This is a genomic window from Candidatus Poribacteria bacterium, from assembly GCA_009839745.1.
Taxonomy (GTDB): Bacteria; Poribacteria; WGA-4E; order WGA-4E; family WGA-3G; genus WGA-3G.
Genome location: VXPE01000105.1, coordinates 1 through 26,371, shown reverse-complemented (window position 1 = coordinate 26,371; position 26,371 = coordinate 1). Strand labels below are relative to the sequence as shown.

25 protein-coding genes are annotated in these 26,371 nt (G+C 48.7%); 9 read left to right on the top strand and 16 right to left on the bottom strand.

Annotated features, from left to right (window positions below; genetic code table 11):
• Together F4X88_15915 and F4X88_15910 are read left to right on the top strand one after the other, a co-directional pair.
• The coding region (locus F4X88_15915) for a transposase (protein MYA57772.1) at positions 1–707 on the top strand (707 nt) is incomplete at its 5' end.
• A 416-nt stretch (positions 708–1,123) separates the two neighbouring features.
• On the top strand, positions 1,124–1,924 hold the full coding sequence (locus F4X88_15910) for a sugar phosphate isomerase/epimerase (GenBank protein MYA57771.1): 801 nt from the start codon (positions 1,124–1,126) through the stop codon (positions 1,922–1,924).
• A 100-nt stretch (positions 1,925–2,024) separates the two neighbouring features.
• Here the strand turns inward: F4X88_15910 and F4X88_15905 are convergent, their stop codons facing one another.
• From F4X88_15905 to F4X88_15870, 8 genes are all read right to left on the bottom strand, one after another.
• A complete protein-coding gene (locus F4X88_15905; GenBank protein ID MYA57770.1) occupies positions 2,025–3,665 on the bottom strand; it encodes an alpha-keto acid decarboxylase family protein in 1,641 nt (546 codons plus the stop codon).
• A gap of 131 nt (positions 3,666–3,796) precedes the next feature.
• The gene (locus F4X88_15900) at positions 3,797–4,585 is read right to left on the bottom strand and encodes a hypothetical protein (GenBank protein MYA57769.1); all 789 of its coding nucleotides are present in this window, start codon (positions 4,583–4,585) and stop codon (positions 3,797–3,799) included.
• Positions 4,586–4,604: 19 nt separating this feature from the next.
• Complete coding sequence (locus tag F4X88_15895; protein ID MYA57768.1) at positions 4,605–4,850, bottom strand: site-specific DNA-methyltransferase; 246 nt, start codon at positions 4,848–4,850, stop codon at positions 4,605–4,607.
• On the bottom strand, positions 4,847–5,818 hold the full coding sequence (locus F4X88_15890) for a TIM barrel protein (protein MYA57767.1): 972 nt from the start codon (positions 5,816–5,818) through the stop codon (positions 4,847–4,849). Before F4X88_15890 ends, F4X88_15895 begins: the two co-directional genes overlap by 4 nt.
• Positions 5,819–5,969: 151 nt before the next feature.
• Positions 5,970–6,419, bottom strand: a complete 450-nt coding sequence (locus F4X88_15885) for a D-tyrosyl-tRNA(Tyr) deacylase (protein MYA57766.1) — start codon at positions 6,417–6,419, stop codon at positions 5,970–5,972.
• 38 nt (positions 6,420–6,457) lie between these two features.
• A complete protein-coding gene (locus tag F4X88_15880) occupies positions 6,458–7,477 on the bottom strand; it encodes a hypothetical protein (GenBank protein MYA57765.1) in 1,020 nt (339 codons plus the stop codon).
• Between the two features lie 56 nt (positions 7,478–7,533).
• A complete protein-coding gene (locus F4X88_15875; protein ID MYA57764.1) occupies positions 7,534–8,673 on the bottom strand; it encodes a hypothetical protein in 1,140 nt (379 codons plus the stop codon).
• Positions 8,674–8,741: 68 nt separating this feature from the next.
• Positions 8,742–9,284 (bottom strand): hypothetical protein, encoded by a 543-nt coding sequence (locus F4X88_15870; protein MYA57763.1) that lies wholly within the window; start codon positions 9,282–9,284, stop codon positions 8,742–8,744.
• A gap of 353 nt (positions 9,285–9,637) precedes the next feature.
• Between F4X88_15870 and F4X88_15865 the strand changes: the two genes are divergently transcribed.
• Positions 9,638–10,486 carry a hypothetical protein gene (locus F4X88_15865; protein ID MYA57762.1) on the top strand — a complete coding sequence of 283 codons (849 nt, stop codon included), beginning with the start codon at positions 9,638–9,640 and terminating at the stop codon, positions 10,484–10,486.
• A 70-nt stretch (positions 10,487–10,556) separates the two neighbouring features.
• On the opposite strand, the gene F4X88_15860 is transcribed toward F4X88_15865, so the two are convergent.
• The 7 genes from F4X88_15860 to F4X88_15830 form a co-directional block, all read right to left on the bottom strand.
• Positions 10,557–11,375: a phytanoyl-CoA dioxygenase family protein gene (locus F4X88_15860; GenBank protein MYA57761.1), complete on the bottom strand. Its 819-nt coding sequence runs from the start codon at positions 11,373–11,375 to the stop codon at positions 10,557–10,559.
• Complete coding sequence (locus tag F4X88_15855) at positions 11,372–11,650, bottom strand: hypothetical protein (protein ID MYA57760.1); 279 nt, start codon at positions 11,648–11,650, stop codon at positions 11,372–11,374. Before F4X88_15855 ends, F4X88_15860 begins: the two co-directional genes overlap by 4 nt.
• Before the next feature lie 9 nt (positions 11,651–11,659).
• Positions 11,660–12,433: a LamG domain-containing protein gene (locus F4X88_15850; GenBank protein ID MYA57759.1), complete on the bottom strand. Its 774-nt coding sequence runs from the start codon at positions 12,431–12,433 to the stop codon at positions 11,660–11,662.
• Positions 12,434–12,484: 51 nt separating this feature from the next.
• Positions 12,485–13,777, bottom strand: a complete 1,293-nt coding sequence (locus tag F4X88_15845) for a glucose-1-phosphate adenylyltransferase (protein ID MYA57758.1) — start codon at positions 13,775–13,777, stop codon at positions 12,485–12,487.
• Between the two features lie 16 nt (positions 13,778–13,793).
• Entirely contained in the window at positions 13,794–14,381 is a 588-nt protein-coding gene (gene hisB / locus F4X88_15840; protein MYA57757.1) for an imidazoleglycerol-phosphate dehydratase HisB, read from the bottom strand.
• 317 nt (positions 14,382–14,698) lie between these two features.
• Positions 14,699–17,308 carry a glycosyltransferase family 1 protein gene (locus F4X88_15835; GenBank protein ID MYA57756.1) on the bottom strand — a complete coding sequence of 870 codons (2,610 nt, stop codon included), beginning with the start codon at positions 17,306–17,308 and terminating at the stop codon, positions 14,699–14,701.
• 24 nt (positions 17,309–17,332) lie between these two features.
• On the bottom strand, positions 17,333–17,557 hold the full coding sequence (locus F4X88_15830) for a hypothetical protein (protein ID MYA57755.1): 225 nt from the start codon (positions 17,555–17,557) through the stop codon (positions 17,333–17,335).
• A gap of 715 nt (positions 17,558–18,272) precedes the next feature.
• On the opposite strand from F4X88_15830, the gene F4X88_15825 reads away from it, so the two are divergent.
• The 5 genes from F4X88_15825 to F4X88_15805 all read left to right on the top strand — a co-directional run bounded on the left by F4X88_15825 (position 18,273) and on the right by F4X88_15805 (position 23,808).
• Entirely contained in the window at positions 18,273–18,749 is a 477-nt protein-coding gene (locus tag F4X88_15825) for a hypothetical protein (GenBank protein ID MYA57754.1), read from the top strand.
• Positions 18,703–19,794 (top strand): hypothetical protein, encoded by a 1,092-nt coding sequence (locus F4X88_15820; protein ID MYA57753.1) that lies wholly within the window; start codon positions 18,703–18,705, stop codon positions 19,792–19,794. The genes F4X88_15825 and F4X88_15820 overlap by 47 nt, the downstream gene beginning before the upstream one ends.
• Before the next feature lie 361 nt (positions 19,795–20,155).
• Positions 20,156–21,904 (top strand): hypothetical protein, encoded by a 1,749-nt coding sequence (locus F4X88_15815; GenBank protein ID MYA57752.1) that lies wholly within the window; start codon positions 20,156–20,158, stop codon positions 21,902–21,904.
• Between the two features lie 62 nt (positions 21,905–21,966).
• Positions 21,967–22,608, top strand: a complete 642-nt coding sequence (locus tag F4X88_15810) for a hypothetical protein (GenBank protein MYA57751.1) — start codon at positions 21,967–21,969, stop codon at positions 22,606–22,608.
• Between the two features lie 360 nt (positions 22,609–22,968).
• Positions 22,969–23,808: a phytanoyl-CoA dioxygenase family protein gene (locus F4X88_15805; protein MYA57750.1), complete on the top strand. Its 840-nt coding sequence runs from the start codon at positions 22,969–22,971 to the stop codon at positions 23,806–23,808.
• Between the two features lie 12 nt (positions 23,809–23,820).
• On the opposite strand, the gene F4X88_15800 is transcribed toward F4X88_15805, so the two are convergent.
• A complete protein-coding gene (locus F4X88_15800) occupies positions 23,821–25,905 on the bottom strand; it encodes a 1,4-alpha-glucan-branching enzyme (protein MYA57749.1) in 2,085 nt (694 codons plus the stop codon).
• Between the two features lie 249 nt (positions 25,906–26,154).
• Between F4X88_15800 and F4X88_15795 the strand changes: the two genes are divergently transcribed.
• On the top strand, positions 26,155–26,371 hold a 217-nt coding region (locus tag F4X88_15795), incomplete at its 3' end, for a hypothetical protein (protein ID MYA57748.1).

The following is a 26,371-nucleotide window of genomic DNA, read 5'->3' as shown; positions in this document are numbered from 1 at the left end:
GCATAGATACATGGTTGTCTTTCCACAAACACCGCGAAATCATAGGTCTCATCAAGACAATCACAATCAAACGTGATAAGTGCGGAGACTACTGGATATACTTTTCGTGTGAGAATGTTGACGATTCCGACCCCAAAGCCAAGACGGGTAAGAGCGCAGGTTTTGACTATGGAAACAAAACATTTCTCACCAGCGACGCAGGTGATAAGATAGCATCTCCGCAGTTTCTCAAACAATCGCTGAAGACGTTGCGATCTCTCAACAAGGCACTGAGTCGGAAAGTCAAAGGTTCGGGCAATTGGTGGCGGGTTTCCGTTCGTGAACTTGCACGGCTTCACCGCAAGATTGCCAGACAACGAGCAGATTGGCAGTGGAAACTTGCTGACGACCTTTGCACAACGTTTGATACACTTTGCTTTGAAACATTGAACCTTGATGGGATGAAACGGCTCTGGGGACGCAAAGTGTCTGACCACGCCTTCTACGAGTTTCTGCAGATATTGGAACAGAAATGTGCAAAGCACGGTAAAACACTCGTCAAAATCAGTCAATGGACACCGACGACGAAGCCGTGTAGTGATTGCGGATACCATAATAAAGAACTCTCTCTTTCAGATAGGCAGTGGACGTGTCCCGAATGTGGTTCAGACCACGATAGAGACGTAAACGCTGCTATCAATATCAAACGGGCAGGCTTGGCTGCCTAAAGTGGAGCGGTTGTTAGACGTTCAACCTTCGGGAAGAACGCTTACCGCAAGGAAGCACAAGTCCCAACCTTTAGGTTGTGGGTACCTTTGACAATCGCTTCTGGGTTCATGGTAAATGAGATCTCCACCTCTACTGAATGATGCAATCATACCATAATTTACTGAAAAATGTAATTTTTTTCAAATGGATGTGTTACACGCTACGAGTCCTCTTTTTTCTTGCTATCTGACTTTTTGTGTTATATAATCACATAGTTTTCAGTTATCGATTTTCAGTTGTCAGTAAGAAGAAGTATTTATACAAACCGTGTCACTGTAGGATTAAAAACCGGCAATTCAAGAATTTTTTTATCCACAGCAAACATTCATCTACGAAAATCTGACATTTAGACAATTTTGATTGATAGGAGAGACTTATGCACGTTGGACTTATGGGAGGGACAATTCGACGCCAAACGCTCAGCGAGACGCTGGACGCTATTGTGGAACACGATGTCCGTCATTTACAATATCATGTGCCTGCAGGACTATCGCTTGAAGAGGTTCGCAAGGAGATAGACGACCGACAGATCACGATCTCGGGACTTGGGGGCACCTACAACATGATTGATCCCGATGTTGAGAAACGGCATGCTGGATTGCAGATGTTGCGTTCTGTCGCGGAGCAGTGTGCTCCGATGGGGACATCCGTGATTACGATCTGTACCGGCTCGCGGAACCCGGACAGTATGTGGCGCGCACACCCTGATAACAATACACCGGAGGCGTGGCACGATCTCGTTGAATCTATGAAGCAGGCACTGGCGGTCGCCGAGGAATACAAGGTGGTGCTTGCGCTTGAACCTGAAGTCGCGAACGTGGTCGATTCTGCCCAGAAAGCACGACGGCTGCTCGATGAGATGCAATCACCCTATCTGAAAGTTTGTATGGACGGCGCGAATATCTTCCACAAAGGGGAACTCCCGAAGATGCGTGAGATTCTTGATGAGGCGTTCGCACTGCTTAAGGACGATATTGCCTTGGCACACGCAAAAGACTTGGACCGCGATGGTGAGGCAGGTCACCTCGCCGCTGGGACAGGGTTGCTGGACTACGATCAGTATCTCGGTCTGCTAAAGGAGAGCGGTTATGACGGGGCAGTCGTATTACACGGGCTATCGGAAGAACAGGTGCCTTTCTGTACAGGGTTTTTACGGGAAAAGATCGCTGCCTTATAATAGTGATCAGGTTTTTAACCGTTATAACGCCAGGTGGGAATTAACCAGAAACCACCGCGAAACGTAGTGGAGCGGTGCCCCAGATTTAATCGTTTAAAAATTAGATTTTCCCGGACATCCGTTCTGCCAACCGAGCGAGTGCGGGTGAAGTGTCCAATTTTTCGAGTTCCGCTTCGATCAGAGTAAAGTGTTCTGTCTCAGCGAGTGCGGTTTTGATGGCTTCATCAAACTCACCTTCGGTTCGGACATAGTAGCCGCGTCCTGTTCCAAAGAGGGTTGGCATGGCGCTATAGTTCCAACAACCTATGTCGTTAAAGGGACCGTCGAGGAGATGCCGTTCAGTGCCATATCCGTGATTATTTAAAACAAGCACAATCGGATTGAGTCCGTAACGGACGGTCGTTGAGAGTTCAGTGCCTGTCATTTGGAAGGCACCATCTCCGACGATAACGAGACACCGCGCCTGCGGCATACTCAGCTGCGCCCCAACGGATGCCGGCACTGCGAATCCCATTGAGGTATAGTAGGCAGGACTGATGAAGTTGGTATGTTGATGGATACGCAGCTCGGCAGCCCCGAAGAGGCTGTCCCCGACATCCGCGATAACCGTCAGTTCGTCGTTTATGAATTCATTCAGGTGTTGAAACAACCGACAGGTTGTTAAAGGTTTATCGGGTTCGACTTTAAACGGTTCCGTATCTGGAAATGCCCAGCCCAAATTCGGTTTCCGTCGCCTTCGGAGTTTCGGCGAATTGAGACCGTCAATAAAATCGTCGAACATCACCTCTTCGTAATTATGATAACGGATTGCGATTTTTTCCGAGGTGGCGTAGATTGAGTGGGCTCGATCGAGATTTGCGGTGTAAATCCCAAGGTTCACATCCGTCATGAATGCCCCGAGGATGATCACACAATCCGAGTCTTCAACAAATTGTCGGACCTCTTGTCTCCCCATCGCACCCTCGTATATCCCCAAGTAAAGCGGATGGGATTCCGGCACTACCGACTTTCCAAGGAGCGTTGCCACGACTGGAATCCGTTTTTCATCTATGAGTCGCAGTAATTTATTTTGGTAGCCGAATCTGTGGAGTTCTACACCCGCGAGAATGACAGGTCTTTTACTGTGGTTGATGAAATCAATAGCCTCTTCAACGGCGACCTCCAGTGTTTCCGGATCGCTGAGATGTCCACCCGTTGAGGGACGTTGGTAAAGCGTGCCGCGGACATCCACCATATCGCGTGGAAGTTCAATGTATCCGGGACGTTTGTAGCGGTAAACGGCATCGAGCACCCTGTCGATTTCGTTGAAGGCGGTAAAGGGTTCGTCAAGGAGTGCCGTTGCGACGGTTATCTCATCATAGATACGTTGCTGTGTATGGAAATCCCTGACTTTATGGTGGAGGAGTTCATCTTTTCCGTGTTCTCTGATGCCGGGGGCACCACTGATAACAACAACGGGTGATTTCTCTGCGTAGGCACCCGCGACAGCGTTCACCATGGATAACCCACCGACGCAATAGGTAACACAGGCGGCACCCATGCCTTTTATCCGAGCATAAGCATCGGCGGCGTAGCCTGCTGCGTCCTCACGGGTCATACCGATATGCTGAATTGAACTCTGTTCGATGAGGTCATAGAACCGCAGCACATAATCCCCGGGAACGCCGAAAATGTGTTCAATGTCGTAGCCCTCTAATTTTCTGAGTAGGTATTCGCCGATCGTTGGAGGTCTGTTGTACATGGTAGCACCTCGCCGTGGGGTTGTTGTTTCTATAAATCCGTGCGTCCGACATCATTTTTCGTGGCGTAGACTGGCGAATGCGCGTGTGGCATTCGCAAAGACTCTGTGCTATTAGCAGCATGCCTTGGCATTTACGATTGTCTTAGTTTTTCGATGTCTGTTTCTGGGATACCTGTTGCTCTTGCGATGACTTCAGTGCTTACGCCTTCGCTAATCAGTGCGCGAGCGATGGTAATCTTTTCCTGTTGCCTTGTATCTATTAGGGTATCTTCCCAAGATTCTTCATCCTTAAGGACCCTGCGCTCCGCAGGCGAGATGTTGTCCAGTTTAACCGCATCAATCACTCTCTCAAAAATCGGGGAGTTATAGAGACTTTCGTCTATTTCTCCATCCAGAGAATCCAAAACGAGTTCCAACCACGCTTTGAGGCCCGGCGGTGTCTTATCGTTGACCATCCGCGGGACCACAAACACAAGTTGATGCGGATAGACATTGACTTTCCGGCTAAATTCGTTGACCGGATTGAAATCCGAGATAGCCACACTGAAGTCGATGTCGCCCTCGCTATACGGACTCGTTAAGACAACAATCGTGTAAACCGTCCGATTGAACTGATACGCCTTGCTGTTTTTCACCTGTTCGACGAGGTTGATAAGATGATAATATAGGAAACGGTCGTAGAAGTGTCGTTCTTTGACATGTTGTATCTCAACCACAATACGAGATTCTGGATCCTCAGCAAACAAATCGTATTCAATATCAACTTGTCCAATGGGTTCAAGGAATTTGTAGCCGCGATGCACCTCATCGGTATGAAATTTGATACCTAAGATGTCTTCGGCAAATTGACAGAAGATATCCGGTTGACCGAACGCTTTCTTAAAAGCTGTGTCGTATCGTAACGGAACAACCTGAGCCATTTTTTACTCCTTTTTAGTATCAATATCCTATGAGAATAGTACCTTTTAGTGGCAGCACCAGTCGACTGCTGATGTATAGCGTCTCCAAAAACGTATAAACTTTCTGGAAGTCATCTCCGCCTCTGTAATTGTGACGAGTCGCTTTGAAGTCAATCGCGAAGGGCGGATCCGTTATGACGAGATCGACACATTCCTCCGGCATTTCGGACATCAGTTGAATACAATCACCCTGTTTAATTATGTCAATCCATTCAGGTTGTTTCATTTCTCGACCGCCATTAAGATTTCGAGGAATGCTGTCATGTACCCGATGGCGTATGCGCGGCCTCGGTGTCCCCAGTCTGTGTCATCAACGATATGTGGCACATGGTCGGTAATCATGAAGCCTGTAAAACCGACCTCTTTCAGTGTGCGCATCACGTCAAACATATCGCAATTGCCGTTGTTGACGAAGGATTCCGCAAATTTTGGGACATGCCCTTGCACATCTCGGAAATGGACGTAAAAAATCTTGTCGCGTTCTCCGAAATAACGGATCGCATCCGTGACACCCGGTCCCATTTCGGACCAGGAACCGACACAGAAATCGAGTCCGTGTAGGGGACTGTCGGCGATTTCCATACCGCGTTTGAAACCCTCAAAGTTGCGGAACAGGCGCGGCACACCCGCAAGCGATTCGACAGGCGGATCGTCTGGGTGGAGCGCGAGCTTAACGCCTGCCTCTTCTGCGACGGGCAGAATGGCGTTCATGTAATACTCGTAATTCTCCCATATCTCGTCTTCCGTGTAAACACGCCCGTGCGTTAAAGGCGCGTCTTTAACCTGTTCCATATCGAAACTGGTAACCGCAGCACCGCCTCTACCGAGTGTTGTTCGGGAGGTCCGCCAGACTTCGTTGGGCATCCAGTGGTACCCGAATATTTCAACACCAGCCTTGCCGAGGTTGCGGATCGTCATCGCCATGTTCTCAATCTGGGCATCGCGTCCGGGCAAACCGAGCATCGCTTTGTCGTAAAAGGAGACAGGCACGTTCTCAAGTGCGGCTAACCGTAACCCAGCATTCTCTATCTCTGTCCGGAGATGAAGAATGTCCATGAATTCCCAGCGTTCTGTGCCGGGGAGTTGGGGTGTGTTGAGCAGCACATCTTCAACCCCAAGTTGCTTGATGAATTTCAGTCGTTCTTCACTGAGTTCACTGAATTGACCTAAGCCGAGACGCATTTTCTGTGCCATAGTTCTCTCCTTTTTAATCTGTTGCTCCTGGACGGAGTTTCCTTCGTCAACTCCGATCTAAAATTGTTAAGAAACCTGCTTTAGGTTGGGACAGGTTTTTTAACAATTGGAATACTGTCCTGACAACGGAAGGACAGCCCAGGAGCAATTGTTAAAAATTCTTGTCGCTATCCAGTAAAATGGTGACAGGACCGTCGTTAATAAGTTGGACATCCATCATCGCTTGAAAAGTGCCGCCTTGCGTGGGAACGTTGCGTTTCTCTAAAGCGGTGATAAATTCTTCATACAGCGCATTCGCGACTTCGGGACGAGCGGCGTTGATAAAACTGGGGCGTCGTCCTTTGCGACAATCCCCGTAGAGGGTGAATTGCGAGACGACAAGTGCAGCCCCACCCGTTTCAAGGAGCGAACAATTCATTTTACCCTCCGCGTCCTCGAAGATACGTAGATTGGCGACCTTGTTGGCAATGTATTCTAATTCTTTTGTCGTATCCTCGTGGGCAACGCCGAGGAAAATGAGAACGCCTGCTCCTATTTCGGAGACGCGTTCCCCATCTACCGTAACACTCGCGGATTTGACGCGCTGAACAACTGCTCGCATCTTTCTAATTTTCCTTGATAATTCTTTCAGTTTTTATCCTAAAAGAGCAAATTTTCACCCTCAAATGCCTGTGTCTCTTCGCCGCCGAACGTTAGGTTAAACTGGAATCCGGGTTGGCTGTTGAATCCGAGTTGGAACGCAAGCGTATTCGATAGTTCATAGCGGAATCCGATCCCGATGAGGTTTGTCACGTGTATACCGGCATACGGGAGTTCGCGCGAGAAGTCGGCTATCAACCACATGTTGTCAGAGACAGCGATCTCACCGCCGACTTGCCAATTGAGTGTAAAAAAGTCAGTCGTTTTGAGTGCCTTTGAGGTTAAGAAGACGCCGACACCGGCATGGAGTTTAAAGAGGCTGCCGAATCTTTGTGTGCCTACGAGATAGGTGTTGATACCGACAAACGGGAATCCATCGGCAGGACTGTGGTCAAGAAATTCGTTGTCTGTGTTGAGGCGATCATCTGCGGTGAACCCGAAATGCGCGTCGCCACCGACAGAAATACTGGGTAGATTGTCGTTCCGGTCGGGTTTAATGTTATATTTGAGTCCAAGGCTGCCGTCGAAGAGCGGCTGGTCGTAGACGCGACGATTGATGTTTGGGTCGTCAGCAGTCTCAGTGGCGGTGTTGTAGAAGTCGTGGACGATTTTCCGCACCCCGCCTGTCGAGAAGGTGCCGCCGAGCACGAGGTCGAGTTCGTCGCTTAACCCGTAAGCGAATTTAACAGGAATCAGGAAGGTCTCGATTTCCAGGCTTACGCGATGGGTTTCCTCAAATCCACCGATATCAACCATCTGCCCGAAGTCCGGTAGCAGATCCACTTTCGGATATTGAAAGAATCCGAACGTGGTACTGGAGCCTCCCTTACCGACGGGTTCCGCAGTTTGGATAGTGCTGAGGTGTGAGATGGGAGGCAACTGTGCCCAGAGGGGTGTTGTTATGCCTGTGAGCAGCAATAAAGTACAGATGATCAGAATGAAGGCTTGCGTGTTGTGCTGTCTCTTTTTCGGCGCATAACGGGTAAGCCCAGAATTTAATTTAGAAAAATTGGCGTGCATGGATGTATCCTTTAGTGTTATGTCGTTATTCGAGATGCTTGGCAGAGGCACTGCACCTATCGCGATTTCGCCTCCACAAGCGCGCTTTCGTCGCGGCGTCCGTCAGGTCCGGGTGTATTGTCATAGGCGGTGATATAGTACTTCTTGAATTCTAATGCTTGACCTACGAGAATCGGGTCTTCACCGGGGATCGTGAAAGTGCGCTCCTTGGGTCCGACTGCAGGGCGCGGGAGGAGTTTCCCAGCGGCATCTCTGGTATAGAGTTGGTACCCAGCAAGATCGGGTTCCGTGTTCGGGGTCCATGAGATAACCGCATCGTATTTTGTATTAAAGAGAGAACGCGCCAGATAACGCACCCGAACGTCTTTCGGAGAGGCAGGCGGCACATTTGGGACTGCTGCCGTAATCGTCGTGATTGCCTCTGCGCCGAATTCATCAACACCCGCAACGCGATAGACCTTTCGAGTGCCATCGACTTGAAAATCGTGGTCAAAATAGTAGAGTCGATCTCGCTTCGGCTCGGCAATAAGCTCGAAACGTAGCGGTTTGTCATCTTCGGTGTCGAGTGCAGCGTAGACGCGGAAGATAGAAAAGTCGTAAGGGAATTCATAGCCATCCCAAAAGAGTTTGATGGTAAGGTCGGTCGGATCACCGAGTGTAACGTTCGGGGCAGGCGGTGGCACGCTTGGGGTCGCCAAAGCGGTTTTCCAGATGCGGCGTGGATCTTCAGTCTCAGCGGGCGGATTTGCCGGGTCCGGCGTTTCAACACCGTTGGCATCGAGGTAACTGATGCGATATTCGTAGGCGAGAAGCCGTCCAGACGCATCGCGTCGGTCGTTTTCGAGATTTTGGGTGTCAGTAAATTCGTTTGCGGGGGCATCGACAGATCCGACTTGCTGGAATTCCGGGTCTGCACCCCCCGTGGACCGTCTGTAGATGCGGTATGCTTTGATGCCCGCCTGTCCAGTGTCGTTCCACGTGACCCGGACCTGCTGATCGCCAGCGTAAAGCGTGAGACCATCCGGCGCGCCGGATGTCCGCAGGTTCTCGGGGTCGAGCGGGTTCGCAAAGTCTTCGTTACTCGTGCAAGCATGAAGGAAAACCAACGCAAGCAACACAGGAAGACTTAACACAACCATAATCTTACTGGTGGGTCGTCTGCCGAAAAAATCTGGACTGTGATTTTTATGATTCATGTGATTCACCGTGATTATCGGAGATTTTATCCCTATGGATTTGGAGAACACTTCTTTACCGATGGCTATTAAAAAAGGTGCAGAAGGCTGAGACTCGCGCGCCGAGTTTGGAAATCGTAGTGCGGATGCAACTGGAACGGGGTCCTCGGCAGTAACAGACTCGTGTTTTCGGGGAGGCGGTTGCTGATACCTCTCAGACGTGTGAGCGGGATTCCAATATCGGTCTTCCAGTTTTCCGCTGAAGATGCTCCGTCCTCTACAACTTCGGGGGTATCCAGTTGGTTGTAGATTGAGAAAAGCACAGCAAGTCCCACAAATCCAAGACCTACACGGGACATGATCGTGCCGGCATTCCGCCTGGCGCGGAAAGCGTCTTTGTGTGTTTGGATGTCCGATTGGATTGCAGCGTTGAGATAGTTATCGTAATGGTTCTGAGAGGAGGCTTTTAAGAAACTGCTTCCGAACTGGAGACTCATACCTGAAGCAAAGAGGGCAATTGGTAGAACGTTCGAGCGACGCGCAGCATCGGCGTGCTGACCCGTTAAGATGAAAATGAGAACGCAACTGCTGACAAATGCGATGTATTTTTGAGGGGTGCTATAACGTTTCATCAAGCTTATTCCTTTGTTGAGAGATCCATTTTTATAAAGTTTACTCCATTTTTTCTTGAAAGTCAATGCTTTTTGCTATGATACGGGAGTCGCGGTTTGAGGGGTGCGCCTGCCGGAATGATAGCGCATTGAGCCCTCGGTTCTCAGTAACGAGGAATCTCTGTTTCCAGTTTACATCAAAGTAAAACTGAATATCCATAGGGGGATGGTGAATTCTATTGACAATCGGCGAAATGCATAGTAAAATTAAAGAGAACCTTTCTGAAATCAAGATTGTCTCAATTGTAATAAATAGATAGAAGAAACGGGTAGATAGGTAGGGACGCTGTCTTAAAGTTCAACGGAGAAGAGGAATGCAATTGAAAATCGTTAGCACTCGAAAAAGCATCGTTGCGAAGTTAGGGCTCGGTTGTGTCGTGTGTCTACTCCTCGGGTTTGGGATATTACTTTACGGGCAAGACAAAACGAAAGTGGAATTTATTGCTACAAAGCCGGATATAAACCCGATCAAAAAAACGGAAAGCGACTCGGCGAAAACACAAGCACTGCTGAAAATGAAGGAGCAAGCCGCAGCACCAGCCAATAGGTTCCGTGCACGTCAAAATCGAGGGAGCATCGACTTCGGGGAAAATGCGGCGTTCTACAAAGTAATTATTGACAACAATCTCTTTCGTCCCCTTGGCTGGACCCCACCGAATAACGAACCCGCCTATAGTTTAATTGGGACCGCTGTTGGGACAGAGGGTGCCGTGTCGCAGGCAACGCTGCTCGAGAAAAGATCAAATCGGTATCACTTTGTGACGATAGGGACAAAACTCGGCGATATGACCGTAAAGGACATTCAGGCAAAGCAGGTAACCCTGGACAACGCTGGAAAACCTATAACGTTGAAGGCAGGCGAGCTTCAGTTTCTTACAACTGCGCGCGGGCGCGAAACCGGTAAAGCTACGCAAACCAGCGAGGGGCAGTCCGAAAAAGCGGGAAGTAATAATCAAGGAAACCAAGCCACTGCTAAAATGGAAGCTGAAAAACGTAGACAAATGGAGATGAAAGAGCAGGCAGCAGCGTGGGGAATGAAACCGGGTGAATTAGCAGAGAAAATCAGGAATGCGTCGCCAGAGGAACGACGCGAGATAATGCAGAAAATGCGACGAGAACGGGCAGAACGCGGGGGTAGAAGAGGACGGGCGCGCGATCGGTAGTCTACAGTTTACACATATTCGTCTTTTTTCAAGGCGCGGCTTTAAACCGCGCCTTTCTTTGTTCCGATACCTATGCTGCGTCTTGGGCGTTCTCTGGCATGTTTTCAAGGCGAGAGAGCCAGTAACCGACATCAAACGAGTCATCACCGGTGAGGAAACGCCATTGCTTGATACGGTTGACGATTTCAAGCCGGACATCGTTCCCATACCATCTGTGATTTCTGCCTAAAGCACCGTGGATCCCCGGTGTGTCTATATCGTCGGTGTTCCAGAGTTGGCACTGACGGACTGTTGGGTTGAGGCGAAGTTTGAACATATAGCGCGTGCGGTCTGTGAGATTCGGTTGCGCACAGTGCCACATCCCGTGATGTACCACAATTAGTGTGCCAGCATTACAAGCGATAGGCAGTTGCCCGAGGAAGTTTTGATACCGCGCGATGTCCGTTTCACAGACACGGCGATAATGGCTCCCCGGTAAAATCATTGTCCCTCCCATTTCGCGCGGCGTGTCGTGCGAGAAATAGAAGAATTGGATGTCGAAGTGCATCCGTAGGTCGATAATCGCATCGGCATGCCAAATTTGCCCGATATCGTTTTGAGGGCGGACGATGTGAACAGCGTGGTGATCGTAAAGTGGATTCTCACCGACCAGACTGTGGATGATGCCCTGTACTTCCGGAAGTCGGAAAACTGTGCCAACAGCAGAATCATCGTCCCAGACTTCGTTTAAAACCGTGCCGCCGCGTCCACGCACAATAATACCCTCTTCCATTTCGGCGTGTGCCGCTTCGTTCAAGGCGCGCGGAATGAGTTCGTCGAAGCGGAGATACCCGTCCGCTACGAAATTCGCCATCTGTTCCGTATTGAGCAAATACTTTTTGTCACTCATGAAAGTTTCTCCAATTTCTCCAGGATATATTCAAACCTGAGATATGAAGTATGATATTCCATGCCGGGGTAGGCAGGGAATTGTTGTGGAAACTGAATCACCCGCCAGCCGTCTTGCATCGCCTCCACAACCGAGTTATAGGGCGGTGTCTCGCTGTCCCCTGTGGTATAGCGTTTTTCACCTGTACCATCGTAGAGTGCCCAAGCGACAACGCCACTGTTTAAGTCAGGTGTGTGCAGATGCAGCACGAGGAGTTGTTGTCTCAATTCAGACATATTTTAATTTTACCTTTTAATCTGGCTCCATGTCGTCACCAGTTTCCCACCGGGTTGAACGTCTAACGTAACGACCATTCCATCTTCGATTAATTCGTTGATTTCCTTCTCACTGAGGGCTCTGTCGTAAAGCACTACCTCATCAATAACGCCTGTCATCCAGTAGTTCCCGATGTCGCATCCACCGATAAAAAGAAAATTATCGTGGTTATCGGGTTTCGTCCCTGGCGACACTTCGGCATCTACTTGCCCATCAAGATAGAATTTGAAATCAGAGCCATCGTAAGTGCCTGCGGTGTGATGCCAATCCCCATCTGTTGCAACGGTTTTGGCATCGAAGGATTTCCAGCCGGCGTTTGTTGTGAAAGAGTAATGGATAACCCCGGTATTAATATGACCGAAAAGCCCGTAGTTTCTACCGGTAGGATTGCGGTTCTCTTTTGAAGCGATGATTTGCCACGCGCCGGAGACTTTTGGGATATTTATCCATGCGGCAATTGTGAACTCGCTCAGGTCAAGTGCGTCGTCATCATCGACCGTTACCATATCCGATCCACCGAATTCCATTGCACCATCAAACTTACCTTTAACCCATTTTGGCTTACCTTGCGCGATTTTTCCATCCAACCCGTTACCGGAGGAATCCTTAACGGCTTCCCCTTTGCCCTCATCCAGCAACCACACACCAACGAGTCCGTCTGTATCGAGTGCCAAAGCATGGGGTGCCGTGAAGTGTATTAACGCTAAGAGACTCAGCGTTAGGAATGGTAGCACTTTGGACATCAGTAGTCCTCCTTGTTGAACAACCTTGATTATGGAATTCAAGGCTATGAATTAGACGACGGTTTCAGGCGGTATCGTTGCATCCTTTGGAACGATAACAATCCCATCCCGGATATAGTAATTGTCGCCATCCAAATTATCGACACCATCTCGGTTGACGAGTACAGAATTATCACCGATACGCGCATTTTTGTCAATGATTGCATTCTGGATAAGGCAATTCTGCCCAATGCCGATATTCGGGATGCCTGCTTGTGCGTTCTCTGCTCGGGATGCGTCCGATTCGTAGTAGTCTGCCCCCATGAGTACCGACTGATAAATCCGACTGCGGTTGGAGATGATACTTCGGATACCGACAATGGTCCTATCAATTTCAGAGTCATCGATGATAGAGCCTTCGGCGAGGATTGAGGATCGGATGCTACTGCTGTTGACTTTGGTGCTGGGGAGGTGCCGCCTATTGGTATAGATCGGTGCCTGTTCATCGTAGAAATTGAACGCAGGCGCGGTGTCGGTGAGTGCGATATTCGCCGAATAGAAGGAGCGAATGGTCCCTATGTCCTCCCAATAACCGTCGAAAAAGTAAGCAGAAACCGGAAGCGTCTGAATGCTTTTCGGGATAATATCCTTGCCGAAGTCGACGTTTGTGTCATCTCGAAGGATCGCTTGCAAGACCTCTCTATTAAAAATGTAGATTCCCATTGAGGCGATGTATTCTCTACCGTGAGGTTCAATTCCTCGGGATGTAAAGACTTCGGGTTTAACGCGTAACTGATCCAGTTCCTCTTCGGTTTGGGGTTTCTCGACGAAATCAACGATGCGTCCGTTCGCATCCGCCTGAAGGATGCCAAGCCCGCTCGTATCCTCTCTTTTCACCGGAATTACGGACACAGTGATGGCGGCGTTAGATTCGGTGTGAACTTTGAGCATCTCACGGTAATCCATTCGATACAGGTGGTCACCGGCGAGGATCAAGACATAATTGTCTGCGAAACGCGGGTTGAGAATGTAAGGTTGGTTGTGTTTGACTGCGTCCGCTGTTCCCTGATACCACTCTTCGCCCATCAGTGTTTGTTGTGCTGCGAGGATTTGGACGAACCCGCGGCGGTATGTATCAAAGCGGTACGTCTGCGCGATATGTCGATTCAAGGAGACAGAATTAAACTGCGTCAGGACATAGATGCGTTCCAAACCTGAATGGAAGCAATTACTAATAGGTATGTCCACGAGTCGAAATTTGCCTGCGATCGGGACACTCGGTTTCGCCCGGTCGCGGGTCAGTGGAAATAGACGCGTGCCGCGACCGCCTCCAAGAATAACTGCAATAACGTTCCCATTACTCATAAGCGTTTTCTCCTCATTACAAACTTCCCTTGGTAGATAGGACCCCTGTGATACGTTCATCAAGACGTGTAGCGATGTGTAAGGCTTTCGCAACTGCTTTAAAGATGGCTTCAATGATGTGGTGTTGATTTGTGCCATAGGGGACGTTGATGTGCAAAGTTGTCCCACTATGGTTCACAAACCCGTGAAAAAATTCTTCGGTGAGTTCAATATCAAAATCGCCGACTTTCCCAGGCACAAGCGGCGTTTCATAATAGAGATACGGACGTCCGCAAACATCCAAGTCTACTTTGGCGAGGGATTCATACATCGGGACGGTGAAACTGCCGAAACGTTGCATTCCGGCTTTATCCAAGACCGCTTTTTGGAGGGCTTGCCCTAAGCAGATACCGACATCTTCAGTCGTATGGTGGGCATCCACGTGTAAATCACCTTCCGCGTGGATTTCCAGATCGAAGAAGCCGTGTTTGGCAAAGAGTTCCAACATGTGATCCAGGAATCCAACCCCGGTGTTAATATCGGAGGCTCCGGTTCCGTCAAGGTCAAGTCGGAGGCGGATACGGGTTTCTGCTGTTTCGCGGGCAATTTCTGCTATTCTATCCATTTTTTAATTATCCCTTGCGGTTAAACAACGTGGATTAGGGCTTTGCCGTGTTTTTTTAGGAGTCGCCCTCCATTACATTATGGGCTTGGTTTTTGGTGTTACAAAGAATTTTTAATCATTCCTTACGGTTCGATCAAGTCGGTGTTTTTGTTTTGTGTTTTTGCTTGGGTATTTCTGCGTATTTCTGTGGATTTCACGTTTCTTTCTGTATATTCGCTTTCCACTTCGTTTCAAACTGTATACACTTATTATACGCTTAAAAATAGTTTTGAGCAACACGAAGTATACCTCCCATCCGTGAGACGGGCGGTGCGCTTTCATGCCCATGTAATAAGCCCGAGTTCATGCGGAGATTGCAAGTCCTCATGGTAAGGTAACGCACGGATGGTATAACCGTGTAATCCCGTCTGCTTCAAGGTGAGTGTCCCTTCAAAGAGATAGGCACCGCCGCCGAGGTCGGTTTTATACGTCATTGGACACACACTTCCATTGTGAATTTCGCCTGCTTCGTCTAATACGCCGTGGTAAATTTGGACAGCGAGTTCGTGTGGAAATAGCACGTCGGTGTGGACAACCGCTTCTACCGTTGTGGATTCACCGACACCCAACTCAGGATTTTGAGTCACAGAAGTTGTCGCATCGGCGTGTCGCTCTTCAATCCGTAGGTCGGCCCAGTGATCCTGAATATGTGTTTTCCAGCGGGTTAAGGCGATACTCCGCTTTCCACCAGCTTCATTGATATGCTGCCAGTGCCGATGCGCTGGGAAGTACAACTGCTCTGCGTACTCGGCTACCATGCGTTTCGTATTGAAGATAGGCGCGAGGTTCTGCATTGCAGTCTTCATCCGAGCCACCCATTCGTAAGGCACATCGTCAACAGGATTGCGCTGATAAAAGAGGGGCACAATCTCCTTTTCAAGGAGTTCATAGATAGCGTTAGCGTGTGCTTTGTCGGTGGATTTTGCGTCCCCATGTGTGACACCCGCATCGATTGTCCATCCACCACCGAGATGATTCGTCTCTGCCCACCATCCATCGGCGATACTGAGATTGAGTACCCCGTTCGCGGCTGCTTTCATACCACTTGTCCCGCTCGCTTCATTGGGACGTAACGGGTTGTTGAGCCAGATGTCAACCCCTTCAACGAGATACCGTCCGACACAGATGTCGTAATTCTCAATGAAAACGATTTTATGGTAAAATCGGGGTTCTGATGCGATACGGGAGATGCGCTGAATGAGCAGTTTCCCTTCATAGTCATGGGGGTGTGCCTTGCCCGCAAAAATCAGTTGAACCGGACATTCGGGATGGTTGAGAATTTTGTCAAGACGGTCGACATCTTGGAAGAGTAAAGTCGCACGCTTATAGGTGGCAAACCTGCGGGCAAACCCAATCGTTAATGCCGCTGAATTAAGAATTTTAGTTGCGACATTCTCGCTGTCCTGAGAACGTTTGCCATCCACAAAAGTTGGTGCACTTCCAAGCGCGTGTTTCTCCTCTTGTCGCTGGCGCGCGAATGTGATAAGCCGTTCGCGGCGACGTTCATGGGTTCGCCATAACTCAGGATCCGGAATCTGTGAAATCTGTGTCCAGACGGCTTGATTCGTAAGTTCAACGATCCAACGGGGACCCAAGTACCTGTCAAAAAGGCTCTGCATATCACCAGAGACCCAAGAACGGGTATGGATTCCGTTTGTTATCGCACCAATAGGCACTTCATGCACGGGTGTCCCGGGCCAGAGATCCTTCCACATGTCACGGGAGACCTGACCGTGTAATTGGCTCACGCCGTTGATCATGGCTGAGAGTCGGAGCGCGAGGAGTGCTGGACTGAATTCACTGTGTGTATTGGTCGGATTTGTTCTCCCAAGACCCAGAAAAGTGTCCGCAGAAACCCCAAGTTCCCCATAGTAGCCACTGAAGTAGTGATTCACCAACTCTGGGGGGAACCAGTCAATACCCGCGGGAACGGGTGTGTGCGTTGTGAAGATGTTTCCTGATTTCGTGGCTTCGCAGGCTTCTTCGAAACGGATGCCTGTTTCCAGCATGAGGTGCCGGATACGTTCGATGGTCAGGAACGCAGCATGTCCTTCGTTCATGTGGCAGACAGTCGGTTGTATACCGAGTGCAGTCAAAGCACGGTATCCGCCGATACCTAACAGGATCTCCTGTTTAATCCGGAGGCGTTCGTCACCTCCGTAGAGGTAATCTGTTATACTCCGTAATTCCTCACTCTGATTTTCTGGGATGTTCGTGTCGAGGAGATATAAGGGAACGCGTCCGACTTGGGCACACCAGACTTTCGCGAGGGCTGTGCCTTCTGGATATGCGACTTTCACGAGAAGTGGGGTGCCATCGGCGCACTTTGCGGGCTGGATGGGCATGTTGTAGAAGTCATTTGTTGGATAATCTGCCATCTGCCAGCCATCTGCCGTGAGTGTTTGACGGAAATACCCGTGCTGATAGAGCAGTCCGACTGCAACAAAAGGTAGACCTAAGTAACTTGTGGACTTCAGATGGTCACCCGCTAAGACACCTAAACCGCCGGAATAGAGCGGCATACACTCCGTTAATCCGTATTCCATTGAAAAATAGGCGATTTTTAGCGTCCGGAGGGTCTCGTCGTTATGATTTGTTTCAAACCATGACGCAGTGTTATGGTATTCTTTAAACTTTTTGTGGATAACGTCAAGGCGGGCGAGGAATACACTGTCTTTTGCAGCGGCATCTAACTGTTCTTGGGAAATTTGACCGAGCATCGCAACCGGATTGTGATACGTCTTTTCCCATAACTCGGTGTCAAGGTGTCGAAATAGACCGAGGGCTTCACGGTCCCAGGTCCACCACAGGTTTAGAGCAAGTTCACGCAGGGGTTCAAGATTCGGCGGTAACGTCGGCACCACTGTTAACTGGCGAAGTGGCTTCATCTAACTTCGTACTCCTTCCGAAATCTATGCGACTTCTGCGTTTGAGTGTTGTGTTTTTAAAGTGATATAGGTGCCCTGTTTTCGTCGCTCGAAATCTAATTTTCCTTCACGAGCCAGCCAGCCGACACCCATTAAAACTGTCCGTTCGGTTTCGCCGAGTTCGCGTGTTAATTTTGTGATAGTGGCTTCGTCGTTATCTTCGAGATAGTGCCATATAGCACCCGCCACGCTTCCGATACTGTCTAACATTTGCACCTCCATAAGGGATATAAAACTTCAGGGATTATTTGTTGAACATACATTAACCACTGCATTGGACAACTTGCGCCGGAGTCTCTGAAAAAATGAGGCATTGTCGCACAACCCTCACTATATATTATAGTGGCTTTTGGCTCGGTTGTCAAGAGCGAAAGAAAATTTAAAAAACTTAACATTTTTTACAAAACGGCGTACAGGACTTACGAAAAAAGACGCGCAGAGTCTCTAAGGACGCAATTTTTGCGTGTAGACCTACAATTTTTGCGTGTAGACCTACAATTTTTGCATGTAGGCGATGGCCCGGGGATTCCGAAAGCATCTACTTTTTTTAGCACAGCATGTTTTAAATTTGAAGTTATGCATTATACGTGGAAGTTGATAAACCTCGTGAATACAAGCGTTTTAGGGACGTTCTCTAGCAAAAACATCTTCCGTATATCAGCAGTATTGGTGAAGAAAATGCTGTTTTTCAGCGAATTGGCACGAAACTTGCTTAAGATGGCTGTAAGACTGAATGAGGTGTTCTTACCCTCGTTTTTTCACAGAGGTTAGAGAATTTTAGAAAATGTCCAAAGTTTAATCCACTATGCGTTAATTCAGTAGTGTTTCTTATTCACCCAGAAGAGAAGGCGTGGTATTATAAATCACGACTTCTGCGAAAATCAAGGCTCTTTGTAGTAGGTCAACCCAAAAGGAGAATTTTAAAATGAGAACCTTAAAAACTCTCGTTGTTGTGAGTTTTACCTTCGCAAGTCTGTTTCTCACATACAACCTTATAGCCCTTGATTCTGATGTCGGTGCTGGTACTGGTACATGGGGTGGCGTATTCGTTTGGGGTTTTGAATCTTGGAATACAATAGATCTCCATACCGGGGCAACCGATATCGCCGAGTCTGAGCATTATATGTCCATCACCAACCAGAGGAATGCCGAGTTGTCTTATGACTGGACGGTCCGATTTTGGGTGCCTCCGCATGGCAACCGTTTCGAGTACACAGACTCTGGCAGTGGAAGAGTCCAACCGGGGGCTACGTTCGATGATTCCCGTTCCGGGTCTATAGATGTTGGTGTACTCAGGCCCGGATGGATTACACTGAAAGGGTATTCTGAACTGAACGCGGGTGGAGATACCTGGTTTGCAGAAGATGTCTATAGGGAGTACCTCCACCTTCCACACCACTAACAACCTTATTCCTTTCGACGGTGCTCTCACGGAGGGCACCGTTTCCTTTGGAGGTATAATGATGACCCTTTATAAACTTTCAATAGCGAGTTGTATCCTCTTATCTATTGCAGCAGTGGCATCCGCGAAGATCGTTTTTTTTTCCAATCGAGACAGTGGGGCCGAAGTCTACATGATGGATGATGATGGCAGTAATGTTCAAAGAGTCACGAACAATCCGCGCCTGGATACCCAACCTCGCTGGTCCCCGAATGGCAAATATATAGCGTTTATGAGAAATTCGAGTCCGAGATTGCGGCAGTACGACTTGTTCCTCATGAATGCGGACGGGAGCCGCCAACAAAGACTGACACACGATCCCGCGTTTGATGGGGGGTATACCTCTTGGTCTCCTGATGGACAACACATTGCATTCAGCAGTGAACGCAGTGGAACTGTAAATATTCACGTAATCAACATAGCGACTGGAAACATCCGGCAACTCACACGCTACAAGCAAAGGGAAGGAGTCAGTGCACAAGAGGCATCTTGGTCGCCTGACGGCAAAGAAATTATCTATTTAGTGGTTGGACTCGATGATGAACCAGGAATACCTATCTATATTATGGATGCCAACGGGAGGAATCAGAGGCTGTTCTTAAAAGGGGAACCCGGTGTTTTCCGACGTGAACCGCGTTGGTCGCCCGATGGTGAACATATTATGTATTCCGAGGGGACGTTCGGCCCACGAGGACAGCTGATTTCGAGTCGTGCCGTGATTGTGGACCGGAAAGGTAACGAGGTTCGGGAACGTATCCTACCTATGGGATGGCGAATGTCTTCCACAAGCTGGATGGGAAATAAAAAGCAGGTGCTTCTTGCCATTGAAAGTCCTGAGCGTACTTTTGACATTTATCTATGGAATTTTACACCTAACAGTCCCTTGAAAAATCTTACAAATCATCCGAGTGTTGATTTTACCCCAGATTGGATAGATGATGCAACGCTAGATGTGTCCCTTGTGAAAAAAAAAGTAACTTTGTGGAGTCAACTAAAGAAACGGTAGAGAACTCACGATAGTGAAATGGAGAAATAATACCATTTCTGATTGAAAATGCTTCAATAAACGAGCTCTTTGTAGCATAGGCTGTTAGCCTGTGCAGTCTTTGAGGCGATCTGTCAATGCGATATAATCTCTTAGAAATGGTATAAGTAGACCGGTTCCCAGTCAACTAAACCTTTGGCGGTTGTCGGTATCCATCTGGCAACCGCTCCATCCCTCGCAAAACGCCCTCTTCAATACGCGAATTTGATTCCCTTCTGATAATATGATATAATCTTTCATAAAGAATGCGATTTTATGATTTTTTTATCCTTTTGGGTTTGGCTTGCAAGCCCAGATAAAAAAGATTAGGCGAGGTAAAAAATTGAGTATTGTTGTTCATGTGACACACGAGGCTATCCAAAAAATGGGCGGCATCGGGGCGGTTTTAGAAGGGTTGCTGACAACCCGCAGTTACAACGAAGCGATTCAACGCACTTTTCTTGTCGGACCCCTCTTTTCTGGTGCCGATTTGGAGGACTTGGATGCCGTGCTGTATCGTGCAAGTGAGGGGATAGCAAACACACCCCACGCAGATGCTCTCAGTGAAATTGAGCAAATCTATCATGTAGAGCTCGTTTACGGACAGCGAAAGTTTGTAGATAAAAATAACAACGTTACCACCCTCACGGATGTTCTCTTGGTGAATGTATCAAATAGCAACGAAGCTCGGACGAGTCAGTTTAAATGGCATCTCTATGAGCATTTTGACATCGAATCCAGTCGATACGAGAGTGAATGGGAATATGAAGAGTATATCCGCCTCGCAGAACCCGCGTATGATGCCTTACAGGTGCTTATCGGCGAAAAGACGAAGACCCCAGTGTTCGTTATCTCACACGAGTTTATGGGAATGCCGCTTGCCCTCAAGACACTGATTGAACGCGATACCAACGCAGACGCGGCGAACATGCGCACCGTCTTCTATGCCCATGAAGTGGCAACGATACGTCCTATTGTTGAGGGGCATCCCGGGCATGATATACGCTTTTACAACGTATTGGAGCAGGCAAAAGCGAAAGGACAATCGATCCGTGAAGTCTTCGACGATCCGTTTTGGTATTTTAAACACGCCTTGATCGATAAAGCGCATCTCTGCGATACAATCTTCGCAGTTGGGGATCTCGTTGTGGATGAGCTGCGATTCTTGGCAGAGCCGTTTGAGGCGTTCCCAATTAACCTCGTCTACAACGGCATTCCGGCGTTTGAGGTGAGCCTACAAGAAAAATTGACATCAAAGGCACTCCTCCAAAAATACGCAAAGACCCTTCTCGAGTATCGTCCCGATTATGTCTTCACACATGTAACGCGACTCGTTAAAAGTAAAGGATTGTGGCGTGATTTACAGGTGCTCATGCACTTGGATGATTTACTCGCTTCTAATGATAAAACAGCCGTGTTGTTCATCCTTTCCACAGAAATTGCGACAGGTCGTCCCTATGAAAGTATTCATGAGATGGAGGAGGCGTATGGGTGGCCCGTGTACCACAAAATCGGTTATCCCGATCTCGTTGGTGCGGAAATTGAACTCAACAACGGCGTTTCTGCCTTCAATCTACAGTCTAAGGCGATTAAGGTCGTTTTCGTCAATCAGTTCGGATGGAGTCAAGCCGCTTGCGGGAAACGGATGCCGATAGAAATGGAATTTATGGACATCCGCAAGGGGAGTGATGCAGAGTTTGGGCAATCCATTTACGAACCGTTCGGAATTGCGCAGGTAGAGCCCCTGAGTTTCGGCGCGATCTGTGTGGTTAGCAATGTATGTGGGTGTTGCGGTTTCATTCAGCGTGCGACCGATAACCGTGAGGTCCCAAATGTCGTGGTTGCCGACTATACGCAGCTAAATATTCCGCCGAAGTCGTTAGATGATGTAATTCATATCGGATTGGCGGAACGGAATGCGATCGAGATGGAGAATAGCAGAGACATTGCAGCGAAACTCTTAGGACGCTTGCCGCGTAAACCGCGTGATGTAGAAGATATGCTTCGAGAAGGTTACAATATTGCTTCCCGCATGAGTTGGGAAGTCGTTGTTAAGGATTATTTCCTACCTGGATTGGAAAAAGCACTTTAAAAAATTTAAAAGTAGTAGGCATACTCCGTATGCTGTCAGTCTATTAGCGCACTGTAACAACTATGTTCAACCTTTTTGATCCTGACAGTGACTTCCAAATTACAATGGGTTCAAACCTACCACATTGGTTTCAACCGCAAGCAACCTACTTTATTACGTTCCGCACCGCGGACTCACTCCCGAAACACGTAGCGCGACGATGGTATGCCGAAAGATCAATATGGCTTGCGCGGCACGACATTGCTACTTCAATGCCAGACTGGAAAGACAAACTGGCGAGGCTTCCAGAAAAAATACGTAAACAATTTCATGAAACCTTCTCGCATCAGTATATGGAACATCTTGACAAAGGTCTCGGGGAATGTGTTCTGCGAAGATCCGAACTATCAAAGATTGTAGCGGATGCTTTATTGTATTTTAATGGCAATCGCTACCATATGGGCGACTTTGTGATTATGCCTAATCATGTTCACTTGTTGGTTTGCTTGTTGGGTGACACGGATATTCTGAAACAATGTCGTTCATGGAAAAAGTTCAGTGCTGGTAAGATTAACAAAGTGCTTGATAAAACAGGACGGTTTTGGCAGGAAGAAAGTTTTGATCATCTCGTACGCTCGCCTGAGCAATTCTGTGCGATTCAGCAATATATACGGAACAATCCGCGCCATCTTCAGAGTAGTGATTACTTTTTGTATCAGATATAAAGGTAGTAGGCACGCTCCGCGTGCCGTAAACTCATTATAAGCAACAGGTAGAGAAGACGCACTGTGTTTTATCACTAAAGTAACAAGCACACAGTATGTGCTTGACTTGATTGTGGACAGCACGGTGGAGCGTATTTAGTCTGTTAGTGTTAGTGTATAGTTTGTTATTTGGGAAAGGCACGGTAAAGTGTGCCTACTATCCTAATCCATAAACTACTTTTTAGTGGATGGCACGACGGAGCGTGCCTACTAAACCAATGCTGTGAACGGCACGACGGAGCGTGCCTACTAAACCAATGCTGTGAACGGCACGACGGAGCGTGCCTACTACCTTTAAGACATTTTAAGGAGGAAAAGTCAATGTCAAATCAAACCACTACGGACGCACCAGTGACGATGACCCCTGAACAAAAATTTTTCTTCGATCTCCGCGGTTGGATTCTGTTGCCGTCGGTATTATCGGAGTCGGAAATTGAAGAGATGAAAGCAGAAGTCTATGCCGGGGCGAGACAGAGTTATCAAGGGGCACTCCAAACGCTCCTCGACCATCCCGCAATTGTGGGCGTTCTGAGCGAGATTCTGTCCGAAGATCCTTTTGTGCACGAGGATTGCTATGGATTTCGATGTGAAGGGTCATTCACGACTGTGAGACCCCCGGGTTGGGATGTGTCGGAACGTGGCGATAACGGGCTCCCACACGTTGTGCGTCCACCACAACAGGCAAACGCGATGCGGTATCAAGTTGCTGGTGGCAAGATTTTCGCGGGACTGACGCGTGTCGTGTGGGAACTTGAGGAGGTAAAGTCAGGGCAAGGGGCTACCTCTTTTCTCAGTGGCTCGCATAAGGCGCACTTCAATTACGGAGGTCCTGACCGGTATCGTCCGAATATCAGTGAGTCGCCCTGGGAAGCGAATATGCGCGAAATGATGGACGACTACAGTTGCCCACCCGGTTCTGTTGTGATCTTCACCGAAAGTCTCGTCCATGCAGCGAATGATTGGACAAATCCCTCGAACCCTCGGTGTGCAGTCTTCAATTGTTACAACTCCATCTGGGCGCAATGGCATCGGCTCAACCTGAGCCACGAGATCATTGAAACGATGCCACCGAGGCGGCAGTCATTGTTCCGAGGCACATGGGCAATCGGCGGCGGTCCCGGCGGAAACCGTGCGTATTCGTTGGATAATAACACCACGTAGTAAGAATCGAGTTTACATAGGTGTGTCGGTGGATTTCTGATTTTTTATCTGAGTCGCTAATACCAATGCACTTCGGGCAGGGACATACAGCTGAATGGATTGCGTATGTCCCTCCATGGCGACATCTTGCCACGGATAATGCACGCCCTCTACAGCACCATAGCCACTGTAACCGATGTCATCGGTATTGAGAATAAGGCGATAGTCCTTTTTCTGCGGCACAGGGATACGCCAATCTGTGACCGAGGCAGTCGGATGGAAGTTGAAGGCGAAAACAAGTCCCCCGCGTTCATAGACGATCTGTTTTGCGTTCTCGTTAATATATAAAAGAGAGATGCTTTCATCGGCAAGCAGCGGGTGGGTTGCGTCAAGGTGTTGCAGGGCGCGATCAAAAGCGTTGAGGTGTTTGTAGCGAAGGGTGTCATCGTCGACGAGGTGCCACTGCCTGCGCGCATACCAGTAGGAGTTATCGTTCCCCGCACGCGGAAAGTCGATCCACTCAGGATGTCCGAATTCGTTCCCCATGAAGTTGAGATACCCTTCGCCCCCTAAACTAAAGGTCAGCAGTCGGATGAGTTTGTGGAGCGCGATGCCACGAGCGATGCGATGGCTTGTTGTGGACACATTCATGTGCGTATAAAGTTCGGTCTCCATGAGTTGCATGGCAAGCGTCTTATCCCCAACGATGGCTTGGTCATGGCTTTCAACATAAGCGATATGTTTCTCACCGGTCCGACGGTTGCGCAACATGCCGTAAATCTCGCCAATATGCCAGTCTTCATCCTCTTTCTCTTTCAATAACCGAATCCAGTAGTCTGGGATGCCCATTGCGAGCCGGTAATCGAAGCCGAGTCCACCCTCCTCGATCGGACGCGCGAGACCCGGCATTCCACTCATATCTTCAGCAATTGAAATTGCGGTCGGGTTGACAGCGTAAACCATCTCGTTTGCTAACATCAGATAGGCAATAGCGTCGAGTTCGACGTCGGCACTGAAATAATCCGCGTAGCCCTCGAATTCTCGGTCTAATCCGTGGTCGGTATAAAGCATGCTTGTAATGCCGTCAAATCTGAATCCATCGAACCGATACGTCTCCAGCCAGTAGCGGATGTTGCTCAGGAGAAAGCGTTGCACTTCGTATTTACTGTAATCAAAACATCGCGAATCCCATGCGGTATGTTCACCCTTCTCACCGGCGTGGAAATAATGGTGTGCCGTGCCGTCGAAACGGTTCAATCCTTCATTGAGGTTTTTGACGGCATGGCTATGGACCAGATCCATGATAACCCGTAGACCCATACCGTGCGCGGTATCAATCAGTGCTTTGAGTTCCTCCGGTGTCCCGAAACGGCTGGAAACCGCGAAGAAATTGCTCACGTGATACCCGAAACTCGCGTAATAGGGATGTTCCATGACCGCCATCAGCTGCACGGCGTTATAGCCCAAATCTGCAATTCGGGGTAACACGTTTTGGGTGAACTCATCGAACGTTCCCACCTTTTCTGCTTCCTGCGCCATACCAATGTGTGCTTCGTAGATCCGCAAGCTCTCGGTGTGGGTATCGAAACGAGGCACGCAATGTTTCCACTGATACGGATAGGACGGCACCCAATACTGTCCGGTGAAATCGGCATCTCCCTCCTGAATAACACGCTGCGCGTAAGCGGGGATTCGGTCGAGTCCACCGAGTTCTGATACGACATGCACCTTGACTCGACTGCCGTGTGTGAGCCGATCGGCGTAGTTTCTATCGGGTAGGAAGAGATGCCAGACGCCGTAGTCATCCACGGACATCGGATGCGCGCCGCGATCCCAGCCGTTAAAGTCGCCGATGAGGGCAAGGGCGTGTGCCCCCGGTGCCCATTCGCGATACCAGACCCCAGTCTCACCCCTATTTTCCCCGCGATTGAAGCCGAAATATTGGTGTCCTTGGCTTATTTCGCCTAAGATGCCGCCAGTTTTCTCAATCTCTGCTTTGAAACGTTGATAGTGTGCGAACCGCTCACGCAGCTGCGCCGTATACGGTTTTAGTAACGGATCTATTTTGATGAGGGCAGTGCCGTCAACCGTTTTTAACGTGAAATGTTGCTTTCCCATTCTTTAATTATCCCTTGCGGAGAAGTAACGAGTTTTGAGACTTAGAGGTTTCCGCGTTCGAACCGTCCTCCACTTCGCTTCGGACTAAGTTTTCGCTGCTATTTTAATTTCGTTGCTATTTTAGTGTGTCTGAAGTTTATCACAGGGCGGCTTGTAATGCAAATACGATGTATGCTACGATGTGAGCATGCGAATTTTTAATTATCCCTTGCGGAGAAGTAGGGATAAAATCGAGATACGAGATATACCATGAGAAAATCTTTTGCGTTCAAACTCCAGTCGCAAACGAATATTATCAAACTCGGCAACATGCTTGACGATATGTGGCAGATCCATGTGCATGTGATGCGTTTGTCTCGCCGGTATCACCGCATGTTTGGTAAGAACCTGTCTGCGTATCGGATAAATACCCATATCACGAAACTCAAAAAGCGGACGCAACCGCAGTGGGCAGATTTGCCGAGTC

Excerpts from the sequence above, each read along its gene's own strand:
- F4X88_15800 (MYA57749.1), bottom strand. The coding sequence starts at position 25,905 with ATGGGAAAGCAACATTTCACGTTAAAAACGGTTGACGGCACTGCCCTC.
- F4X88_15885 (MYA57766.1), bottom strand. The coding sequence starts at position 6,419 with ATGCGAGCAGTTGTTCAGCGCGTCAAATCCGCGAGTGTTACGGTAGAT.
- F4X88_15905 (MYA57770.1), bottom strand. The coding sequence starts at position 3,665 with ATGTACAACAGACCTCCAACGATCGGCGAATACCTACTCAGAAAATTA.
- F4X88_15830 (MYA57755.1), bottom strand. The coding sequence starts at position 17,557 with ATGTTAGACAGTATCGGAAGCGTGGCGGGTGCTATATGGCACTATCTC.
- F4X88_15835 (MYA57756.1), bottom strand. The coding sequence starts at position 17,308 with ATGAAGCCACTTCGCCAGTTAACAGTGGTGCCGACGTTACCGCCGAAT.
- F4X88_15875 (MYA57764.1), bottom strand. The coding sequence starts at position 8,673 with ATGAATCATAAAAATCACAGTCCAGATTTTTTCGGCAGACGACCCACC.
- F4X88_15900 (MYA57769.1), bottom strand. The coding sequence starts at position 4,585 with ATGGCTCAGGTTGTTCCGTTACGATACGACACAGCTTTTAAGAAAGCG.
- F4X88_15870 (MYA57763.1), bottom strand. The coding sequence starts at position 9,284 with ATGAAACGTTATAGCACCCCTCAAAAATACATCGCATTTGTCAGCAGT.
- F4X88_15895 (MYA57768.1), bottom strand. The coding sequence starts at position 4,850 with ATGAAACAACCTGAATGGATTGACATAATTAAACAGGGTGATTGTATT.
- F4X88_15865 (MYA57762.1), top strand. The coding sequence starts at position 9,638 with ATGCAATTGAAAATCGTTAGCACTCGAAAAAGCATCGTTGCGAAGTTA.
- F4X88_15890 (MYA57767.1), bottom strand. The coding sequence starts at position 5,818 with ATGGCACAGAAAATGCGTCTCGGCTTAGGTCAATTCAGTGAACTCAGT.
- F4X88_15845 (MYA57758.1), bottom strand. The coding sequence starts at position 13,777 with ATGAGTAATGGGAACGTTATTGCAGTTATTCTTGGAGGCGGTCGCGGC.
- F4X88_15850 (MYA57759.1), bottom strand. The coding sequence starts at position 12,433 with ATGTCCAAAGTGCTACCATTCCTAACGCTGAGTCTCTTAGCGTTAATA.
- hisB (MYA57757.1), bottom strand. The coding sequence starts at position 14,381 with ATGGATAGAATAGCAGAAATTGCCCGCGAAACAGCAGAAACCCGTATC.
- F4X88_15825 (MYA57754.1), top strand. The coding sequence starts at position 18,273 with ATGAGAACCTTAAAAACTCTCGTTGTTGTGAGTTTTACCTTCGCAAGT.
- F4X88_15860 (MYA57761.1), bottom strand. The coding sequence starts at position 11,375 with ATGAGTGACAAAAAGTATTTGCTCAATACGGAACAGATGGCGAATTTC.
- F4X88_15805 (MYA57750.1), top strand. The coding sequence starts at position 22,969 with ATGTCAAATCAAACCACTACGGACGCACCAGTGACGATGACCCCTGAA.
- F4X88_15855 (MYA57760.1), bottom strand. The coding sequence starts at position 11,650 with ATGTCTGAATTGAGACAACAACTCCTCGTGCTGCATCTGCACACACCT.
- F4X88_15910 (MYA57771.1), top strand. The coding sequence starts at position 1,124 with ATGCACGTTGGACTTATGGGAGGGACAATTCGACGCCAAACGCTCAGC.
- F4X88_15810 (MYA57751.1), top strand. The coding sequence starts at position 21,967 with ATGTTCAACCTTTTTGATCCTGACAGTGACTTCCAAATTACAATGGGT.
- F4X88_15880 (MYA57765.1), bottom strand. The coding sequence starts at position 7,477 with ATGCACGCCAATTTTTCTAAATTAAATTCTGGGCTTACCCGTTATGCG.